General features: G+C 49.8%; 15 protein-coding genes. 6 read left to right on the top strand and 9 right to left on the bottom strand.

Features of this window, described 5'->3' with window-relative positions:
- Complete coding sequence (gene ku / locus GS398_RS08420) at positions 1-765, top strand: non-homologous end joining protein Ku (RefSeq protein ID WP_160906326.1); 765 nt, start codon at positions 1-3, stop codon at positions 763-765.
- Between the two features lie 122 nt (positions 766-887).
- Here ku and GS398_RS08415 read toward each other — a convergent pair whose 3' ends face one another.
- From GS398_RS08415 to GS398_RS08400, 4 genes are all read right to left on the bottom strand, one after another.
- Positions 888-2072, bottom strand: coding sequence for a tetratricopeptide repeat protein (locus tag GS398_RS08415; RefSeq protein ID WP_160906325.1), 1185 nt, complete (start codon positions 2070-2072; stop codon positions 888-890).
- A gap of 6 nt (positions 2073-2078) precedes the next feature.
- Positions 2079-3182 carry a tetratricopeptide repeat protein gene (locus GS398_RS08410; protein ID WP_160906324.1) on the bottom strand — a complete coding sequence of 368 codons (1104 nt, stop codon included), beginning with the start codon at positions 3180-3182 and terminating at the stop codon, positions 2079-2081.
- A gap of 14 nt (positions 3183-3196) precedes the next feature.
- Positions 3197-5791 (bottom strand): DNA gyrase subunit A, encoded by a 2595-nt coding sequence (gene gyrA / locus GS398_RS08405; protein ID WP_160906323.1) that lies wholly within the window; start codon positions 5789-5791, stop codon positions 3197-3199.
- A 94-nt stretch (positions 5792-5885) separates the two neighbouring features.
- Positions 5886-6854: a 3'-5' exonuclease gene (locus GS398_RS08400; protein WP_160906322.1), complete on the bottom strand. Its 969-nt coding sequence runs from the start codon at positions 6852-6854 to the stop codon at positions 5886-5888.
- A 73-nt stretch (positions 6855-6927) separates the two neighbouring features.
- Between GS398_RS08400 and GS398_RS08395 the strand changes: the two genes are divergently transcribed.
- Both GS398_RS08395 and GS398_RS08390 read left to right on the top strand, forming a co-directional pair.
- The gene (locus GS398_RS08395; RefSeq protein WP_160906321.1) at positions 6928-8898 is read left to right on the top strand and encodes a DUF3858 domain-containing protein; all 1971 of its coding nucleotides are present in this window, start codon (positions 6928-6930) and stop codon (positions 8896-8898) included.
- On the top strand, positions 8895-10802 hold the full coding sequence (locus tag GS398_RS08390; RefSeq protein WP_160906320.1) for a DUF3858 domain-containing protein: 1908 nt from the start codon (positions 8895-8897) through the stop codon (positions 10800-10802). Before GS398_RS08395 ends, GS398_RS08390 begins: the two co-directional genes overlap by 4 nt.
- 117 nt (positions 10803-10919) lie before the next feature.
- Here GS398_RS08390 and GS398_RS08385 read toward each other — a convergent pair whose 3' ends face one another.
- The 4 genes from GS398_RS08385 to mutS all read right to left on the bottom strand — a co-directional run bounded on the left by GS398_RS08385 (position 10920) and on the right by mutS (position 15338).
- Positions 10920-11525, bottom strand: a complete 606-nt coding sequence (locus GS398_RS08385; RefSeq protein ID WP_160906319.1) for a thioredoxin family protein — start codon at positions 11523-11525, stop codon at positions 10920-10922.
- Positions 11526-11530: 5 nt separating this feature from the next.
- The gene (locus GS398_RS08380) at positions 11531-12013 is read right to left on the bottom strand and encodes a TlpA disulfide reductase family protein (protein WP_160906318.1); all 483 of its coding nucleotides are present in this window, start codon (positions 12011-12013) and stop codon (positions 11531-11533) included.
- A 91-nt stretch (positions 12014-12104) separates the two neighbouring features.
- On the bottom strand, positions 12105-12668 hold the full coding sequence (locus GS398_RS08375) for a C40 family peptidase (protein ID WP_237488140.1): 564 nt from the start codon (positions 12666-12668) through the stop codon (positions 12105-12107).
- A gap of 60 nt (positions 12669-12728) precedes the next feature.
- The gene (gene mutS / locus GS398_RS08370) at positions 12729-15338 is read right to left on the bottom strand and encodes a DNA mismatch repair protein MutS (protein ID WP_160906317.1); all 2610 of its coding nucleotides are present in this window, start codon (positions 15336-15338) and stop codon (positions 12729-12731) included.
- 345 nt (positions 15339-15683) lie between these two features.
- Between mutS and GS398_RS08365 the strand changes: the two genes are divergently transcribed.
- Together GS398_RS08365 and GS398_RS08360 are read left to right on the top strand one after the other, a co-directional pair.
- A complete protein-coding gene (locus GS398_RS08365; RefSeq protein WP_202405994.1) occupies positions 15684-17204 on the top strand; it encodes a sensor histidine kinase in 1521 nt (506 codons plus the stop codon).
- Between the two features lie 89 nt (positions 17205-17293).
- Positions 17294-17971 (top strand): LytR/AlgR family response regulator transcription factor, encoded by a 678-nt coding sequence (locus GS398_RS08360; protein ID WP_160906316.1) that lies wholly within the window; start codon positions 17294-17296, stop codon positions 17969-17971.
- A gap of 89 nt (positions 17972-18060) precedes the next feature.
- On the opposite strand, the gene GS398_RS08355 is transcribed toward GS398_RS08360, so the two are convergent.
- Positions 18061-19299: a metallophosphoesterase gene (locus GS398_RS08355; protein ID WP_160906315.1), complete on the bottom strand. Its 1239-nt coding sequence runs from the start codon at positions 19297-19299 to the stop codon at positions 18061-18063.
- A gap of 74 nt (positions 19300-19373) precedes the next feature.
- On the opposite strand from GS398_RS08355, the gene GS398_RS08350 reads away from it, so the two are divergent.
- Positions 19374-20639, top strand: coding sequence for a type IX secretion system plug protein (locus GS398_RS08350; protein WP_160906314.1), 1266 nt, complete (start codon positions 19374-19376; stop codon positions 20637-20639).
- The last annotated feature ends 56 nt before the right edge of the window (positions 20640-20695 follow it).

Here is a 20695-nt window from a genome sequence, read left to right as displayed (position 1 = left end):
ATGAGAGCAATCTGGAAAGGTTCGATCGGGTTTGGTTTGGTTAACATTCCCATTAAGCTATATTCTGCCGTACAGGAAAGTTCTCTCGGGCTGGATATGCTCGACAGCCGCGATCACGAGCGGATCCGGTACCAGCGCATCAATGAAAAAACCCGGAAGGAAGTTCCTTACGAAAAAATCGTAAAAGGGTATGCCGTAGGCGAAGCGTATGTAATATTGGAGGAGCAGGATTTTGAAGATGCCAGTCCTGAGAAAACCAAGATCATAGAGCTTGAAAATTTCGTGGAGCTTGACGAAGTGAACCCGATCTATTACGAAACTTCCTATTATTCTGAACCCGAAACGCAAGGCCGTAAAGCCTACGCCCTACTGCTTAAAGCGCTCCAAAAATCAAAAAAAGCGGGACTTGCGCGTTTTGTGCTGCGCAGCACCGAGAACCTTTGTATCATCCACCCGGTAGAAAATGTGATCGTGGTGACCAAGATCCGCTTCGCGGAGGAGATCCGCCCCGTGGAGGAGATCTCTACTCCCGATTTGACCACGATCGGTAAAAAAGAACTGGATATGGGGCTTGCGCTGATCAATCAATATTCTTCCAGGTTCGATATCAACAAGTTCAAAGATACCTACCACGCCGAACTTTTGAAGATCATCAAGGCAAAAGCAAAAGGAAAACGACCCACTATCAAAAAGCTGAAACCTAAAAAGGATGTCGGCGACGACCTGTACGAACAGCTCATGCAGAGCCTGGGTAAAGGAGCTTGATAATTTCGGTTGCCTCCATAAAGTTTCGGGGTTAAACGTGAAAGGTTGGACGCTTTATTAAACGCCCAACCTTTCACTCAAACTTTAACCTTTAACTTTAAAAATGCCGGTTGCTGTATAAGCTACAACTCATCCAGTTTTTTCTGTACTTCATCAACCTTTGCCTGGTTGTTCTTAATCATATAGTAAGTTCTCAGGTTTCTCCAGGCCAGTTCCGATTTAGGGTTTAGCTGTGTTGATTTTTCCAGGTAAGGCAACGCGCGGTCGAATTCGGCATTTGCCTTAGCCATACCAGCCTTGTATTCTGCCGTTTTGCTGGCAGGAAGCTTGTTGGTGGCGTTATAGATCTCGATGCCGGAGTTCATGATCAATCCGCCGAGGTTGATGTTCGCGTTATCAAAAGAAGGGTCAATAGCGATCGCTCTTTTATACGCGTCTTCCGCTTTTTTATAGTCTTTTAGTGAATTATAGGCGATTCCAAGGTAGTAAGGTAATAGCTTGTTGGTGGGCTCTTTTGCAGCCTGGGCATCTATCTTACCGATGATCTCTTTCTCCTTACCTGTCATGAGGCTGAACTCGATCTCGCGGGTGGCTAACACAGAATTCTTAGGAAAGCGTTTCACTCCTTCCCCGGCGATCCGGATCGCAGCAGCGGTGTCTTTCACTGTCGGAGAGGCATAAAGGATAGAAAGGTTCGAATATACATCTTCCAGCATCGAGTAATTTGAGCTTAATAACGCGGTATACTGCTTGATCGCTCCCTGGTAATCTTTTGCGTTCTGTGCGGAAATGGCTGAGTAATATAAGGCGGTAGTATCTTTGCCTGCGCCTGAAAACGCCGCAGATTCTTCGAAGGCCTTGAAAGCATCGCCGTACTTGGCGCTTTTGTATGCCCTCACCCCTTTGTTAAGGGCAATTGAAGCCAATGTTTCTGTTGCGATCGCGATATTTGCTTTTTGCTCGCCTTTCGTATCGAGCTCTGTCGCCTTTTTAATGGCTTTTGCGGATTCCGCGATCATCGGATCGATCTTCGCATTAATGGTATCAAGCGAAGCGAGACCGGCATAAATGTTCGCGCGGTAGCTCCAAACTTCCGGATCGGCCAAAGTTTTTTCGTGTATTGTGGCTTTGTCGATCGCCACCTGTGCTTTCTTTAAGGAGGCTGTACTCAACGCGGCAGCGCTGCTCCTTAACGACTGGTACTCTTCGTAACCCTTCTTTGCGTTCGTTAGTTCTGATTTTTGGGCATAGGTCGTTGCGCCGGAGATCAAAAGGGCCAACCCTAAAATAAAACCGCTATTTTTCATAATCCGTTAATTTAATATAATCTGGTTTAAAACATTTTTTACTTTTTCCGCTTCGCCGGTATCGTTGGTGATGCCATAATACACGATCAGCGATTTTAGCAGGTTCACCTGGTTCGGGCTAATCTCACGCGCCCGTGCCAGGTATTTTCCCGCGTCCTGTAACGTTTCTTCTTTGTTGTTCTTTGCGTATAAATTTAGATAAAGTAATCCTAACGAATAATTCGCGTCGTAATTATTGGCATCGAGGTCGATCACTTTTTTGTAGTACCCTTCGGCAAGCGACCGGTTTCCGCTGTATTCGTAAGAAAACCCTGCAAGATAATTTAAATTTTGATTTTCAGGATCCAAATTTAGGGCATCGCCGATAAGGGTGGTTACGGCGTTGTACTGCCCGTTATCTGCGTACCGGTTAATCATTTTAAACAGCATATCCCGGTTGCCGGGGAATAGCTCCCTGCCCTTTTGAAGCACCTCCATCGACTTGTTGAAGTCTCCCCGGTTGTCGTACAGGTTGGAAAGCGCCATAAAGTAATCCGGCAGTGCATGTTCTTTGTCTTCAATAAGTTGCTTGTAATAGCTTTCCGCTTTAACCGCCTGCCCGAGACGTTCGCTCAGCAAAGCCAGGTTATGTTTCACCTTGATATCGCCGGAGGTAAGCGAATCTACCATCCGGTACGCGTAAAGCGCATTCGAATAATTAAGCGCACTTAGCTGTCCGTTGGCCCTTACCAGGAAATAATTGGCCAGCTGTTTCCTGATAAATATGATCTCGGCGGAATGCTCGTCGTTCTGCTTTACATTGGTCAGTTTCCGGAGCGAGAACAACGCCTCGTCGGCCGGATCTTTCTTGTAAGCGAGCTTTCTCTTCGCATCCGCATTCGCCAGGTTGGCGTAGATCATGCTGCGAAGCAGGTTATGGCGGTAAGAAACCGAATCTTTCCTGGTTTTGTACACATCGTCTATGGATTTTTTTGCTTTTTCCAGCAAAGCGAAATCTTTCGACGTGGAGTACAACGCCAGGTTATTAGCCGCTTCTTTGATGACCGTTTGCGCCTGCACCATAAAAAAGCAGCCAATAAATCCAACCGTTAAAATTGCCTTTTTAACCATGTATCGTCAAATCGTTATTCTTCTGGTAACGATCCTTCTCCTGTTGTATTATTTTCTTCTGTTGAATTGTCCTCTTCCGGTGCCGTTTCCGCCTCATCAGTTCCGGCGATCTCTGTTATTTCGGCATCCACTATTTCTTCCTCCCTATCTACTTTTGCGATAGAGGCGATCTCGTCGTCACCTTTAAACGTGATCAGCCTTACCCCTTGTGTGGCACGGCCCATAATGCGCAGGTCGGCTACACCGATGCGGATCACGATACCCGAGCGGTTGATGATCATCAGGTCCTCTTTATCCGTCACATCTTTGATCGCCACCAGCTGACCGGTTTTCTCGGTAACATTGATGGTTTTTACCCCCTTGCCGCCACGGTTTGTCACGCGGTAGTCTTCGATATCGGTACGTTTTCCGTAGCCTTTTTCCGAAACTACGAGGACGGTAACCTCGGGACTGTCGACGCTGATCATACCCACCACTTCGTCTTTCACGCTTGCCAGTGTGATACCTCTCACCCCGGTAGCGGTTCTGCCCATCGGGCGAACGGTTGCTTCGTTGAAACGAATGGCGCGGCCTGAGCGCAGCGCCATTACGATCTCGGCGCCACCGCTGGTGAGGCAAGCCTCCAACAGCTGATCGCCCTCGTTGATGTTAATGGCGTTAATGCCATTCGCACGCGGTCGTGAGTACGCTTCCAGGGACGTTTTCTTGATCACCCCTTTCTTGGTACACATAATGATGAAGTTGTTTTCAAGGTAATCCTGGTCTTTCAGGTTCTTCACCCTGATATAGGCCTTGATCTTCTCTTCTTTAGGAATGTTGATGATATTCTGGATGGCACGCCCTTTACTGGTCCTCGAGCCTTCCGGTATTTCGAATGCACGGAGCCAGAAACACTGCCCGGATTCGGTAAAGAACAACATGTAATTATGCGCGGAAGCCGTAATAATGTGTTCGATAAAATCTTCGTCGCGCGAGCTCGACCCGATCGATCCTTTTCCTCCTCTTCCCTGCTTGCGGTACTCCGCCAGCGGTGTGCGTTTGATATAGCCTTCGTGCGAAATGGTGATCACCACATCTTCATCGACGATAAAATCTTCCATCCGCATGTCTTCCGCCGAGTGGATGATGTTCGTTTTACGTTCGTCGCCGTATTTTTCGCGCACTTCCAGCAGCTCATCAGTGATGATCTTCATACGCAGATTTTCGTCGGCCAGTACAGCTTTCAAATAATCGATGGTTTTCATCAGCTCTGCATACTCTTCCTTGATCTTATCGCGCTCGAGCCCGGTTAACCGGCGAAGCGTCATGTCGAGTATCGCACGTGCCTGGATATCTGAAAGTCCGAATTGTTCCATCAACCCGGCCCTTGCGTCCTCCGGCGTAGCCGATGCCCTGATAAGGCGGATCACTTCGTCGAGGTGATCGAGCGCGATCAGCAATCCTTCAAGGATATGGGCTCTTTTTTCGGCCTCCGCCAGTTCGAATTTCGTTCTGCGGATCACTACCTCGTGCCGGTGGTCCACAAAATGACGGATCAGGTCTTTGAGGTTCAGCATCATCGGGCGGCCGTTCACCAGCGCGATGTTATTCACACTGAACGAGGTCTGTAAGGCTGTGTACTTAAACAGGTTATTAAGTACGATAGAGGCATTTCCGTCGCGTTTGATCTCGTAGACGATGCGCATCCCTTCGCGGTCCGATTCATCGCGGATCTCCGAAATGCCTTCGATCTTTTTCTCGTTCACCAGTTCGGCGGTACGCTCGATCATGTCGGCTTTGTTGATCATGTACGGGATTTCCGTTACGATGATCCGTTCGCGATCGCCTTTATAGGTTTCGATCTCCGCTTTTGCACGCATCACGATCCTGCCGCGACCCGTCTCAAAAGCTTCGTGCACACCGGAATAGCCATAAATGGTACCGCCGGTAGGAAAATCGGGGGCTTTTACAAACTGCATCAGCCCGGCTACATCGATATCGTTATTTTCAATATAGGCTACGGTGGCGTCCACCACTTCGCGCAGGTTATGCGGCGGCATGTTGGTGGCCATCCCCACTGCGATACCCGAAGCGCCGTTCACCAGCAGGTTAGGGATCTTGGTGGGGAGCACGGTAGGCTCTTCGAGGGAATCGTCGAAATTAAGCTGGTAGTCGATCGTATCCTTGTTGATATCGGCCAGCATCTCCTCGGCGATCTTTTTAAGACGCGCCTCTGTATAACGCATGGCCGCCGGGTTATCGCCGTCAATGGAACCGAAGTTCCCCTGCCCGTCTACTAACGGGTAGCGGAGGCTCCAATCCTGTGCCATACGTACCATGGCGCCGTATACCGACGAGTCGCCATGCGGGTGATACTTACCCAGTACGTCGCCCACGATACGGGCAGATTTTTTATAAGGTCTGTTACTGGTAACACCAAGGTCTAACATGCCGAACAATACCCGGCGGTGTACGGGCTTTAAGCCGTCGCGTACATCGGGCAGCGCGCGCGAAACGATCACGGACATTGAATAGTCAATGTACGCTGATTTCATTTCTTCTTCGATGTTTATTGGAATGATCCGGTCGTGAGTAGGTAGTTGGTCTCCGTTTCCTGTTTCTTCAGCCATCTTTTATGATTGGTTCTTCATTAAATAGTCATGCCCATAGGCAAATGCGTGAATTCGCCGTAGCGAACCCGCGAAGTTAGTAAAAATCGCTGATTTATTTCCCGAATTTCATCTTTAACTGGGCAAGCATATCGTCCGTCACGGGCGTGATTTCTTCCGGTTTGGCCGGCTTTTGAGGCTTCTGGAACGAACGCTGCCCCTGAGCGGGTTCGCGTTCTATTTTCGTAACGGTTTCGGTGGTTTTCCGGATCACCACTTTCTTTTCATTCCAGCGCACCCAGATCTTTTCGAGGCAGCGTTTGGTATAGAGCGGGAAATCGCCCTGTTTCATCCAGGCATAATAGCTGGGTTCGGCGTCGAACACCTCTTCTACCCGCCTGCCTTTATGTTTGCCAAAATTGATCAATTCATCGCCCTCTTCGTTGTACACCATCCGGGCGGCGAAGTCTACGGGGCGGTTAAGGTTGGTGAATTTATGGAGTGCTTCCACATCGTTTTGTACGGGAAAGGATTTGTTGCCTTTTTTATCTTCAAACTCGGTCTCCTTATACTTGTCGAGTTGGGCCAGCAACACCTCGTATGTAGCTTTGATGTCCGCTTCTGCCGAATGTGCGTTCTCGATGGATTTACCGCAATAAAATTGGTAGGCCGCTTTCAAGGTACGTTGCTCCATCTGGTGAAAGATGTTCTGAACGTCGACGAAGCGGCGGTTTTCGAGGTCGAAATCAATGCGGGCACGGAGGAATTCTTCCAGCAGCATCGGGATATCGAATTTGTTCGAGTTATAGCCTGCCAGGTCAGCATCATCAAGGAAACGGGCAAGCTCCTCTCCTGCTTCTTTAAAGGTCGGTGCGTCCTTAATGTCTTCATCGTAGATCCCATGGATCAGGGAGACCTCCAGCGGAATCGGGATCTCCGGGTTTATGCGCATGGTTTTGATCTGCTCCGTCCCGTCAGGCATGGCCTTGAGTATAGAGATCTCCACGATCCGGTCGGAAGCGACATTGACGCCGGTTGCCTCCAGGTCGAAAAAGGCCAGGGGGCGTTTAAGGTTTAATTTCATATTCGTTGTGAGAACGACGAAGGTCGTAAAACTATTGTAATTGTGTACATGAATTGTTACTTTGACCGAACATATGAAACTAAGATTACTCCTCTTTTTCTCCCTGCTACCGGGTGTGTGCATGGCCCAGGATTTCGAATTTGGCAAGTTCCTGGCAAGTGAGCTCGGTATGAAATCGTATGCACCGGATACCAGCGCCAACGCCGTCGTACTGCATGAATTCGGCGATACTTTTATGAGCAGCGGCGAAGGCACCCCGTTGGTCTACAAATACCACGTTAAGATTAAAATATTTAATAAAGAAGGGTTTAACCAGGGTGATGTGGTGATCCCGGTCTATAAATCAGACAACAACCGGTTTGAATCCGTTTCCGAAATTTCAGGTATCACCATTTCTCCCGGCCCGAACGGCGAGATGAAGCGCACCAACCTCGACCCTAAGAAGGTTTACCGCGAAAACAAGAACAGTCACTGGGACGTGGTTAAGTTCGCAATGCCCAATCTCGCCGAGGGCTGTATTATCGAGTACAGCTACGAAATTACCAAGCCGTATATTTTTAACTTCCAGCCCTGGGTATTCCAGTCGGAGATCCCCAAAGTGCATAGCGAGTATATGGCGCATATCCCGGCTATGTTCAACTATAATGTGTCGTTAAGAGGATTGCTTAAGCTATCGAAAACAGATGCCCAGCTGGAGAAAGAATGTTTTACACCAGGCGGTGGTATCAAGGTGGATTGCTCGAAGATGACCTACATCATGACCAACGTACCCGCGCTGGTGGAAGAAGATTATATGACCTCGCCCAACAATTTCCGCTCGGCGATTTATTTCGAACTGGCCGATTACCAGAACTACGAAGGTACCAAGATCAAGGTGACCAAAGATTGGAAGGCGATCGACGTCGACCTGCAGCGGCATGACGCTTTTGGAGCCCAGATCAAGAAGGGAGATCTGTTTAAGGATAAGCTTACGCCTGTTCTCGCCGGTAAAACCGCCCCGCTGAGCAAGGCGAAAGCTATTTATGCTTACCTGCAGAAATGGTATAAATGGAACGGTTTCGACGGGATTTACAGCATGACCGGGATCAGGAAGGCTTATGAAAGCCATACCGGCAGCAGCGGCGATATCAATCTCGCGCTTGTTGCTGCGCTCTCGTACGCCGGGCTGGATGCAGAGGCCGTGCTGTTGTCGACCCGCGAGAACGGCTTTATCAATAAACTTTACCCGGTACTCAGCGACTTCGATTACGTGGTAGCCCAGGTAAATATTGACGGGAAAAGCTACATGCTGGATGCCACCGACCCGCTCCTGCCCTTTGGCTTGCTGCCGTTCAAGTGCATTAATGACCAGGGACGTGTGATCAGCCGGAACAAACCCTCTTACTGGATCGATATGACCGCCGCCGAGAAAAAGAGCCGCACGTTAAACCTCGATCTTACTATCAACGACAATGGAAAGATCACCGGTGCGCTGAAATGTTACTCCAAAGGCTATGAGGCTTACAACAAACGACGGGCGATCAAGAAGTTCAATTCAGTAGAAGAATATGTAGAGAACCTGGACGAGAAGATGCCCAGGATCAAGCTGTTAAAAAGCCAGATAAACAATATCGATAGCCTGGACCTGGCGCTTGAAGAGATATACGAGGTACAGATCGATGCTTTTAGCGACCTTAACACCGGGTCTTTTTCGTTTAACCCTTTTTTCATGGAAGCCATCCGCGAGAATCCTTTTAAGCTGAAAGAACGTACCTACCCGGTTGACATGGGATCGCCGTCTGATTACCGTATCCAGATGTCGCTAAGATTCCCGGAGCGGTTCGAGGTTGCCAGCAAGCCGGCGCCCATTGGCCTGGCGCTGCCGCTAAGCGGCGGACGATATACCAGCGAGACCAACATCGATGGCAACCAACTGGTTTATACACAGATCACACAGTTCAATAAGTCTGTTTACAGTAACGAAGAATACTCCTACCTGAAGGAGATGTACAACAGGATCATACAAACGCAAAAAACAGACATCGTTTTTCGTAAGAAACTATGAGATTTTTCAAGATGTTAATTTTGCTGCTGCTGACGGGACCAGGTGCCGTGGGGCGGCAAACGTATACCGTAGCGTCTATCCCTCCAGGGTTGTCGTCGCGCGCAAGCGCCGTGGTCCGCAACATGCAGCTTACCATCGAAGTAAAAGACCTGGAGAATGCCACGCATACGCTTAAAAAATCAGTAACTGTACTCAATAAAAATGGCGATGCGGAAGCACAGATCTACCTTTGGTATGATAAAACCCGGCAAATAAAGTCGGTGCGGGGTACCATTATGAATGAGTTCGGGCTCCCCATTAACCGCTTTAGTGAAAAGGATTTTAAGGACCAGAGCGCCATCAGCGATTTCTCTCTTTACGAGGATTCGCGGATCAAATATTACCGTCCCGCCATAACCACGTACCCGTATACGGTTGAATATGAATATGAAGTGAAGGTAAAGCAAACGTTGTCGTTCCCCGATTGGCGCCCCAACCCGGAACCAGGCGTATCCGTAGAAAAAGCCGCATTTACCGTGAAGGCTAAACCCGGCTTCGAGATCAGGTACCTTGAAAATAACTTCCCCGGCAAACTGGTAAAAGGCACTTCGGCCGATGGGTTTAGCACCTGGTCATGGGAGGTTTTTAACATGAAGGCGTATCGCGACGAGCCGTTCAGCCCGAATGAAGAAGTGCTGATGACTTCGGTACAGGTGGCGCCGGTACAGTTCAGCTATGACGGTGTGAAGGGCTCTTTTACCAATTGGGACGAATTTGGGCGCTGGGTATATGATAAGCTGCTGACCGGTCGCAGCGCCATCCCGCCGGAAACTGCCGCACAAGTACTGGAAATGACCAGGAACGTCGCCTCGCCGAAAGAGAAAGCAAAGAAGATCTACGAATACATGCAGCAGAAGACGCGCTACATCAGCGTGCAGGTGGGCATTGGCGGCTTTCAGCCAATCCTGGCCTCCGAAGTCGACCGTACCGGCTACGGCGATTGCAAAGGCCTGGTAAACTATATGCACGGCCTGCTTAAGGTGGCGGGCATTAAATCCTGGTATACCGTAGTGGAGGCTGGTAATGCCAAAGTGAGCGCTTCACCGCATTTTGCTTCCATGAACCAGGGAAACCACGTGATCCTTTGCGTGCCTTTTGAACGCGACACCACCTGGCTCGAATGTACCAACCAAAAGATCCCTTTCGGTTTTCTCAGTGATTTTACCGACGACCGCCTGGTAGTAGCCTGCACAGAAAATGGCGGTAAGGTAATGCGCACCCCTGTGTACTCCGCTGCGATGAACTCGCAGGTACGCGAGGCGAAGTTTACCCTGGATAGCCGGGGCGTTCTCAGCGGCGAGATGGTTACCCGTTTCGCGGGAACTCAGTATGACAACCGCGGGGAGCTGTTTAACTCCCCCTACACGGAGCAGGTTAAGAAGCTGCATGATATCTACGTGATCGATAACCTGGAAGTTAAGTCGTTTAAGCTCACCCAGGATAAACAAATAAACCCGGTGGCTACCGAGCAGCTGGTATTTACTGCCGAAGGATATGGCGTAACGAACGATAAGCGAATGTACATCCCGGTTAACGAGGTGAACAAGATCTCCAGCGGTATCCGGGAAGTAAATAACCGGGTCAATCCCGTATATATCAACCGCGGTTACCTGGATGTAGACAAATTCATTTTTACTTTGCCCGAAGGGTTCCAGCCCGAAAGTTATCCACAGGATATGAAAGTAGAAAAGCCGTTCGGTACGTTCAGCATTTCCTCGGAACTGAAAGGCAACCAGCTGACGTATACCCGCACGATGCAGATCAACCAGGGCACTTACCCGGCCGGGAAATACCAGGAGCTTTTTGAGTTCTACCAGCTTGCCGCTGATGTGGATAACCGGAAACTGGTGCTGTTGAAAAAATAATTAACTGAATACCAGGATACCCAGGAGTATGATCAAGATCATGCTTACATACATCAGGATCTCGGTGGTGGCGAAACGTTTGTATTTGTTCCAGAAATTTTCTTGCATCGGTTTTTATTAATTCTTGTATGTTATGCTGCAACCGAAGGCTTTGGTGGTATTAACAACAGGCTTCCTGCCCTCAAGCAGGGCATCTACCGCTTTTTCCACGTAGTTGGTCCGGTTGGGATCGCCGTCTTCAGCATTGTTGTCAATGGCGCCAACGTATTCGACTACGTTACCGGCGCCTGTTTTTTGAATTACGAATGCATGTGGCGTCGCCCGTGCGCCAAACGCTTTGCTAACCGCCTGGGTTTCGTCGATCAGGTACGGAAAGGTGTACTTATGAGCGGTAGCGACCTTTTGCATGTTTTCATAGGAATCGGCAGGCACCGAAGCCGGGTCACTCGGGCTGATCGCCAGCACCGGGTATCCTTTCTGCGCATATTTTTTATCCAGCGCAATGATCCTTTGTTCGTACCCTTGGGAAACAGGGCAATGGTTACAGGTAAATACCACTATAAAGCCTTTCGCGGTTTTATAGCCGGCCATAGAAAGCATTTTGCCGTCTACGTTTTTTAACCTGAAATCTGCGGCTCTGTCGCCTGCCTTATAGCCTTCAGCGGGAATTTTTGCGGCAAGCGCGGCAGCCGCGGCTATAACAAGAATCATTAGTTTTTTCATGACCGTTATTTATAAGTCTGATACAGTGTGTTCAGTTCCTCATGGGTAAGCGGCTTCTCGAAGAATTTGCGCACCGCTTTGGCATTATTTACGATGAGCGTACCCGGCAGAGACCCGCTCCACCCCTTGTCTATCGCATCGATAAACCCCTGCTCGTTTTTCCTTGAAGCGATCAATATTTCGGCTTTTAACTTTTGCCTCCTGGCAAAGGGCATTACCGCCGATTTTACCTTCGACTCGTAATCCATGCTTACCAACAGCAGTTTAAGCGGCTGATCTTTGTGATCTTCTCGGAACTTTTCAAATTCGGGTAATTCTTTCACGCAAGGTACACACCAGGTGGCCCAGAAGTTGACCACGTACACCGTATCCTTGCCCGACCTGAACCGGGATTCTAACTGGCTGGCCGTAACAGGCCTTACTGTTTGTGAAAATGCCGGCCACACGAATAGCAAATAAAGTAACTGCGTAACAACGAACCGTTTCATACCGCAAATTTACGATTCTGAGTGGTTATTTAATTCGTTCCAGCTGCTCAATAACCGGGGGGAATAAAAGAAGGGGGAAATATCTAAGGCGTTATTGTCCACCGGAAGTCGCGGTATCATTTTTCGGGCTGCCAGCTCTCGAGAAATATTTGTAATACCAGGGATCCTTCAGGTCGCTGATGATCACTCCTTTACTGGTGGAGGCGTGTACGAATTTATTGTTTTTCAGGTAAATACCTACGTGACTGAATTTTTGTCCGCTGAAATCAAAGAAAACAAGATCTCCTTCCTGCAGGTCCTCTTCGTATTTCCGCTTTACATTCTCGGCCATCTGTTTCGCTATACGTGGTACCGATACATCGAAAACTTCTTTTTCCAGTAGAGTGGTAAAGCCCGAACAATCTACCCCATCCCTATCCATTCCGTTGGCGCGATAAGGCACGCCCATCCATTTATCGATGAATTTGTACAGTTTTTCGTTGTCGATCTCGCGTTCTTTTACGTTAAGGGCGGCGGCGTACCGCTCTTTCAGCGAGCCCGATACCGGCTTATTCCGCAGGTCGCGTGCATCCGTTAGCAGCTTCCCGGATTTGCAGGAAACAACTGCCGAGGAGACCAGTAACAATATCAGCAAACGGAAAACGCTTTTTTGCATGGCACAAACGTCAGGAACTGACCGGTAACATACAGGCGGAAGTTATTAACATGTGTGGAATCAGGCCTTCAATACGCGCTGAATCTCATCGAGCTTCATTAAGGCTTCTACCGGTGTGAGGGTGTTTACATCGAGGTTGTTCAGCAGGTCGCGGATCTTGATCAGTACCGGGTCGTCTATGGAGAACATCTGCAGCTGGTAGGCCTGCTGCTGCACCTTCTTGATGCTGTCTTTGATATGTTCGCCGCCGGTGCGTTCCTGCTCGAGGCGTTTCAGTATCTCGCTGGCGCGCGAAATCAGCTTTTGCGGCATTCCCGCCATTTTAGCCACGTGGATCCCAAAGCTATGTTCGCTGCCGCCCGGAACCAGTTTGCGCAGGAAGATCACCTTGTTGCCGACCTCTTTCACCGATACGTTAAAGTTTTTGATCCGGCTAAAAGAGTTCGTCAGTTCGTTCAGCTCATGGTAATGGGTGGCAAAGAGCGTTCTCGCCTTTGCGTGCGGCTGGTTGTGCAGGAACTCGGCGATAGCCCAGGCAATGGAGATCCCGTCGTAGGTACTCGTGCCACGGCCGATCTCGTCGAGCAGCACCAGGCTTCGCCCGGAAATATTATTGAGGATACTTGCCGTTTCGTTCATTTCCACCATGAAGGTAGATTCGCCCGAAGAAAGGTTGTCTGAAGCCCCTACACGGGTAAAGATCTTGTCCACCAACCCGATGCTGGCCTCTTTTGCCGGTACAAAGCAACCCATCTGGGCCATCAGTACGATCAGTCCCGTTTGCCGCAGCAGGGCCGATTTACCCGCCATATTGGGGCCGGTAATGATAATGATCTGCTGATTTTCGCTGTCGAGGAGTACATCGTTCGTGATGTATTCCTCGCCGGGAGGCAGGTTCTTTTCGATCACCGGGTGCCGGCCGCCTTTGATATCCAGTTCGCTGCCGGTATTGATCACCGGGCGAACGTAGTAATTTTTGAGGGCAAGCTCTGCGAAGCACAGCAATACATCGGCCCTGGCCACTAAACGGGCGTTCAGCTGAACCGGGTTGATATAACTGCCGAGAAATTGTACGAGCTCGCTGTAGAGCCGGTTCTCGATCAGCATGATCTTTTCTTCGGCACCCAGGATCTGCTCCTCGTAGTCCTTTAGCTCGGGCGTAATATAGCGCTCGGCGTTTACAAGCGTTTGTTTGCGGATCCAGGAGGCCGGCACTTTTTCCTTATGGACATGTGTTACTTCGAGGTAATACCCGAATACGTTGTTAAAGGCCACTTTCAGCGAAGGGATCCCGGTACTTTCCGCTTCACGCTTCTGGATCTCCAGCAAGTAGTTCTTGCCGCCGTAGGCGATCTTTCGCAGGCGGTCGAGCTCCTCATCTACGCCATCGGCCATCACGCCGCCTTTTGCCAGCAGCACGGGCGGCTCAGGGCTCAGTTCCCGGGCAATCCGTTCGCGCATCAATGCACAGGGGTTCAGCTGTTCTGCGATGATCCGGAGCGCGTTGTTATCGGTCGCCTCGCAGGCTTTTTTAATGGTTTCTATGGCGGTTAACGCACGTTGCAGCTGGCAAACCTCCCTGGGGTTCACCTTTTGGAGACCCACCTTGGAAATAAGCCGCTCGAGGTCGCCGATCTGTCGGATCTCTTGTGCCAGCTTTTCACGCAGCGTGTCGTCCTTCAGCAGGAAATCGACCACTTCCAGGCGCTCTTCTACCGGTTTCTTTTCTTTCAGCGGCATCACGATCCACCGGCGCAGCAGCCGCGCTCCCATGGGTGAACAGGTACGGTCCAGCACATCCGCGAGCGTTTTCCCGTTCTCGTTTGCCGAGCCTACCAGTTCCAGGTTACGGATGGTGAAGCGGTCTAGCCACATGTACCGGTCTTCCTCTATCCGCGAAAGCGAAGAAATATGCTGCAGGTTGCGGTGCTCGGTTTCGTTGAGGTAATGCAATGCCACCCCCGCAGCGGTAGCGGCCAGGGGCAGGTGAGCGATTCCGAAGCCTTTCAGCGATTTTACGTCGAAATGCTTCAGCAATGTTTCCGAAGCGTAATCGCCTGCATACGGCCATTCATCGAGGGCGTAAGTATAAAAATTGCTTCCGTAAATTTCCGCAAACTCGCGGCTGCGGCTCTTTGGGAAGATCACTTCACTCGGCTTAAAGCTCTGCAGCAGCTTGCCGATGTAATCGATACCGCCTTGCGCCGCCATAAATTCGCCGGTAGAAATGTCGGCGAAGGCGGCGCCGGCCTGGTTCTTGTCAAAATAAAGTGACGCGAGGTAATTATTGGATTTTTGTGCCAGGATCTGGTCATGATGCGCTACCCCGGGCGTGATCAGCTCGGTAACGCCCCGTTTCACAATGGTCTTGGTGGTTTTGGGATCCTCCAGCTGGTCGCAAATGGCCACGCGCTGACCGGCCCTTACCAGCTTCGGCAGGTACGTATCTACCGAATGGTGCGGGAACCCCGCCAGCTCGATGTGCGTTGCCGCACCGTTCGCCCGCCGGGTAAGCGTAATCCCGAGAATGCCGGCCGCTTTGATGGCATCCTCACCAAACGTTTCGTAAAAATCCCCCACCCTGAAAAGCAGCAGCGCGCCGGGGTATTTCGCCTTGATGGCATAATACTGCTGCATTAAAGGCGTTTCTTTGTTCGCGTCTTTTGCCAACCCGTTCAGTTTAATCCGGCGAATTTAATGGATTGACTTGCTTTTAAGGGGAATGTTGAAAAAATTGACCGGTCATTATCCGGAATGTGAATAACTATTTTCAGGATAATATTTGCTCAGCGGATAGACAGTTCTTGCGGCTGGCAATATTCCTACTGATTCCCCGGTAAATAAAATACAGGTCCGTTGGTCTCTCGCATGATATCGAACCGGAAACGACGATATATTTTTTTATGCTTGTGTAATGAGGGTACGTAAGGTTCCATCCCATGAAAATGCCGCTCTGTCACATTTTTTTTCGCTCCCGGAAAGTTCCGGTTACCATTGTATCATCAAAAAATGAATATGGAAGATCTTTTAAAGAAACCTTTTGACCTGAAGAGAACCGAGTTCTGGTTCGCCACCGTGCTATATGTATTTACGATGTTTTTTCTCGTATCGCGGGCGGTTACGCAAAGCGATACTGATGGCCTGCAATGGCGGTTTAACGATGCGCATGTGGAATATTCGTATTTCGCCAACTACTTTCTCCCGAAAATGGTGCGCTATACGGTGCTGTATGCATCGTTCGTACTGTTGATCCTTAACATCACTCCAGCGTTGCTGAGCCGCAGGAACGTAGCGTTAAACGTGATCTTTTGTCTTTTCCTATTTGTGGGACTGGGGTTAATTTTCGCGGTCACCGATACCTGGCTGAGAGGTTACGTGGTGGTAGACCATCCCGACCTGGACGCTTTTTACGGCCAGGTGTTTAAGGAAAACATGATCTACGGATTCTGGCTTATGATGATGTTCGTGTTCTATACCGCTATTAAATATGCGGCCAGTTACATCCTGTTGAATACCAATAAGATCGCGCCCAAGTACCAGGCAATAAGCCGCGAATGTGCCGTCGCCCTGGTGATCTGGATGATCATAATGCTGATGATGATGGGCGGTAATGCTCCAAAAGAGGCCATCGGGTTAGTTGGCCTGATCGCGCCGTTCGCTATTGGCCTCTATTGGTACTCGATCTACGACTTTATTCCAAGGGTGCTGGCCGCGAAGCAAAAGTTCGGCGCATACCTCAGGCTGGTAGCGCTGTCGGTTGCCGCGGGCACGCTTCCGATCTCTTTTATCGTGCTGATCATTTATTACAGCTGGGATGCCGGTCTTATCATCAACCTGTTTAATGCCGGCTTCCAGCTGCTGATCACTGCACCGCTGGCCTGGCAGGTATACAAAAGACGTGAATCGATGAACACCGAACTGCACCAGCTCAAAACCGATCTGGGACGGTCTGAGGCCGGCCTCGATTTTCTTCGCTCGCAGATCAATCCGCATTTCCTCTTCAACTCGCTGAACACGCTGTACGGAACCGCATTGCAGGAAAACAGCGAGCGCACCGCGAACGGCATCCAGAAGCTCGGCGACATGATGCGTTTTATGATCCATGAGAATCACCAGGACAAGATCGTACTCGCCCGGGAACTGGATTACCTGCGTAACTACATCGATCTCCAGTTGCTCCGTACCCAGGAATCACCTGATATACGTGTTGATGTAAATATCGAGGAAGCGTTGATAGACAAGCGTATAGCGCCGATGCTCCTGATCCCTTTTATCGAGAACGCCTTTAAACATGGGATCAGTTTATCAAAACCTTCCTGGATCCGGATCACGCTGAACACCAATGAGAACGAGCTTTATTTTGATGTATATAACAGTATTCACCCGCGGTCGGGCGACGACCCGGAAAAGGACCATTCAGGCATCGGTCTTAACAACGTCAAACAGCGCCTGGCCTTATTATATCCTGATAAACATAAGCTCATCATCCGGGAAACCGCCCGTGAGTTCTTCATTCATTTGACTGTACAATATTAGCATATGTAATTTTATTTAGCTTTATATTAGTTAGTTATATAAATTACCTTTATAATTACTTTTAACCGGAATTTCCTAACTTAGTCGCCATGATAGCCATAGCCCTCGACGACGAGCCGTTTGCGCTCGAAGTGATCCGGTCACATGCTTCAAAAGTTTCCTTTATCGAGCTGAAAGCCGTGTTTACCGATGCCTTTAAAGCGATGGAGTATATGCGGCGGGAACAGGTCGACCTGCTCTTCCTGGATATTAAAATGCCGGATATTTCCGGGATCGAATTCCTGCATAGCCTGAATAAAAAACCGCTCGTGGTTTTTACCACCGCCTACTCCGAACATGCGGTGACCAGCTTTGAGCTCGACGCCGTGGACTACCTGCTCAAGCCCTTCTCCCTGCCCCGCTTCGTAAAAGCGTGCAACAAGGTACAGGAGCTATATGATGCCCGGAACAAGAATAACAGCGTATCCTATGTTTTTCTTAAAACCGGGTATGAACAGGTAAAAGTGAACTTCGACGATATCTATTACCTCGAGGCGGCAGGCAATTACGTGAACTTCGTGATGAAGGACCGGAGCCTGCTCTCGCGTATGACTTTCGGCGAACTGGAGAGCCTTTTGCCAGAAGCGAAGTTCATCCGCATCCATCGTTCGTATGTGGCCGCGATAGATCATATCGATCGCATCGAGCGTCACCAGGTGCATATAAACGGGAAGACCATCCCGGTAGGCGAGTCGTATATGGACCGGTTAAAGATCAGCAACCGGTAGGTGCTGAGTGATGAAGGAAGGCTATCGATCGTGTCTTATTAGTGCTGATGCAGCCCTCCGGGTATTGCTATGCCAGCTGTGAACGGTTCTCAGCCTTTCCTTAATACCACCTCCGTGATCTCCGGCCAGATCCCCACCCTGCCCGAAAACCCCAGGAAGCCAAATCCCCGGCTTACATACAGGTAACGCCCGTTCTCTTCGGCCAGGCCGGCCCAGTTAGCATAGCGATATTTTACCGGGCTCCATTTAAAACCGAACGCCTCGATGCCAAATTGCATGCCGTGTGTATGTCCCGAAAAAGTAAGGTGAATCTTTAGCGGATTGTTTTTCACCTGTTCATCCCAATGAGAAGGGTCGTGCGACAGTAAGAGGTTAAACTCGCCATTGGTGATGCCCGACATCGCTTTTGCGAGATTGCCGCGTTCGCCGAAACCTTTACCCCAGTTCTCTACCCCTAGCAGGTTGACATGCGACTGTCCCCGGGTGATACGTACATGTTCATCCAGCAACAGGCGAAAACCCATCGAGCGGTGGTGATCTTTCAGGCTGGCGAGGTTCTTTCGTTTCTCGTCAGGCGTTGGCCAGCTTACATAGTCGCCATAATCATGGTTACCAAGGATAGAGAACTGTCCGTAAGGCGCCCTGATCTGCGAAAATACCGGGATGAGGGGCACGATTTCTGTCGAGCGATTGTTTACGAGATCTCCTGTAAATATAAAAAGATCAGGTTTTTGTGCATTTATCATGTTTACACCGCGCTGTACTTCCTTCTTGTTGGTGAGGCTCCCGGAATGGATATCGGATATCTGGATGATCCTGAACCCGTCAAACGCTTCCGGCAGGTCGGCAAAGGTAAGTATGGTGCGGTGTACCCGGTAATGATATTTACCCTTGGTAATGCCGAACAGGAAAGCGAAAAACGGGATCAGTGAAACCACCGCCGCGCCCAGGCTGATCCATACCGATCTCGGCGCGCGGCCGGTAACGGTTTCACCCTGCGTAACTACCAGCTTGATGAGGTAAAAACCGAGCCGGAAGATATCTTCACCCAGCAACACCAGGCAGAACACCAGTTTGGTGACAAGCAGGGTAAGAAAAGTGTTCACCGCTACGTTAAAAAGCATGGTTGCTTTGCGTTGTGCCACGTAACGGGCGGTAGCCACGATCAGCAACCCCACCGATGCGGCCGAGATCATCCAATAAACGGGGTCGGCGATGGCTGCCGCTTCGAAATATGCCGAGATGGTGTGTACTCCCTGGAAGGCGTACCAATCGATCAACGCGGATAAGAAAACCAGGATAAAGACGGGAACGAGAAAACGTGGCATATAGAATAAAATGATACTTTTATGGGAAAGAAAGGCAAATATATTATTACGTAAGACGTTGGACTTTATAAAATATGCTAAAAAAAATCGTAATACTTTGCACATTCATCATTCCGGGTGTAGTCTTCCCGGGTCACGCGCAGCAAACCAGCAACATAAACGCCGTATATAAGCCCTACATCCGTTCCGTAGAATTCTATAACCGCCGGAAAGAGCAGTCGTTCCCGGTCCTGGTCATGGGCGGTTCGGAGGAATTGCTGCTGACGTTCGATGATCTTCGTACCGGTACCCATAATTTTTCGTACGCCCTCGAGCATTGCGATGCGGAGTGGAACACCAGCCGCATCTCCCCGCTTGATTATATGGAAGGCTTTACGGAGGACCGGATCACCGACTACCGCATCTCTGTAAACACCCTTAAGAAGTATACCCATTATGAGTTGGTACTCCCGAATTTCACCATTAAGCCGAAAATCTCCGGAAATTACCTGTTGAAGGTTTACGAGGACGATGCGCGGAAACCGGCTTTTACGCGCCGCTTTTACGTGGTGAACCAGCAGGTTTCCATGACCACCGACGTAGGCCCGTCTACCAACGTCCGCGAGCGCGAAAGGCGACAGAAGATCAATTTCTCGGTTAACCACCAGTTTATGATCCAGAACCCGTATCTCGATGTAAAGGCGCTGGTGATCCAGAACGGTCGCGATGACCAGGCGCAATGGGCCGGCCGGCCGACCTATGTGCGGCAGAACCAGCTGGTGTATAACGATCTGCAAAAACTCGATTTTTTGGGAGGGATCGAATTCCGGAGACTGGATTTCATCAGTCTCCGCTACCAGTCTGAGCGGATCGCCAAGATCGTGAAAGACACGGCCAATGCGGTGTACCTGCTTAACGACCCGGATATAAGCGCTGCTGCCTACACTTATTTTTACGACAATAACGGTAATTTCCTCGTGAGAAACCAGGAAGGCCGCGACAGCCGCACCGACGCCGATTACGCCAGCGTGAAATTTGCGCTGTCTGCCGTTCCGCCCACGGAAGGCGGCAGCGCCTACATTGTCGGGAAGTTTAACGATTACCGCCTCACGCCGGAGAACCGGATGGCCTATGACGAGGCGCATAAACGCTTTACAGGCTCCCTTTTCCTTAAACAGGGTCTTTACGACTACCATTATGTATGGGCCGATGATAAAGGAAAAGTAACCGATGATACGGTTTTTGACGGTTCCCACTTCGAGACCAACAACACCTACCAGTTGCTTTTTTATTACCGCAAGCCGGGAGGAAGATGGGATGAGCTGGTGGGATATAGAGAGATCGTGGTGAATGGCAGGTGAGGGAGGTTGGACGTAAAACGCCCAAACATGATTATTACTCGCTATCTTTGCTCCCG

Origin of the sequence: Hufsiella ginkgonis, from assembly GCF_009834915.1 — a bacterium.
GTDB lineage: Bacteria > Bacteroidota > Bacteroidia > Sphingobacteriales > Sphingobacteriaceae > Hufsiella > Hufsiella ginkgonis.
Note: the sequence above shows the minus strand (reverse complement) of the source record. Positions and strands in the feature narration are given on the sequence as shown.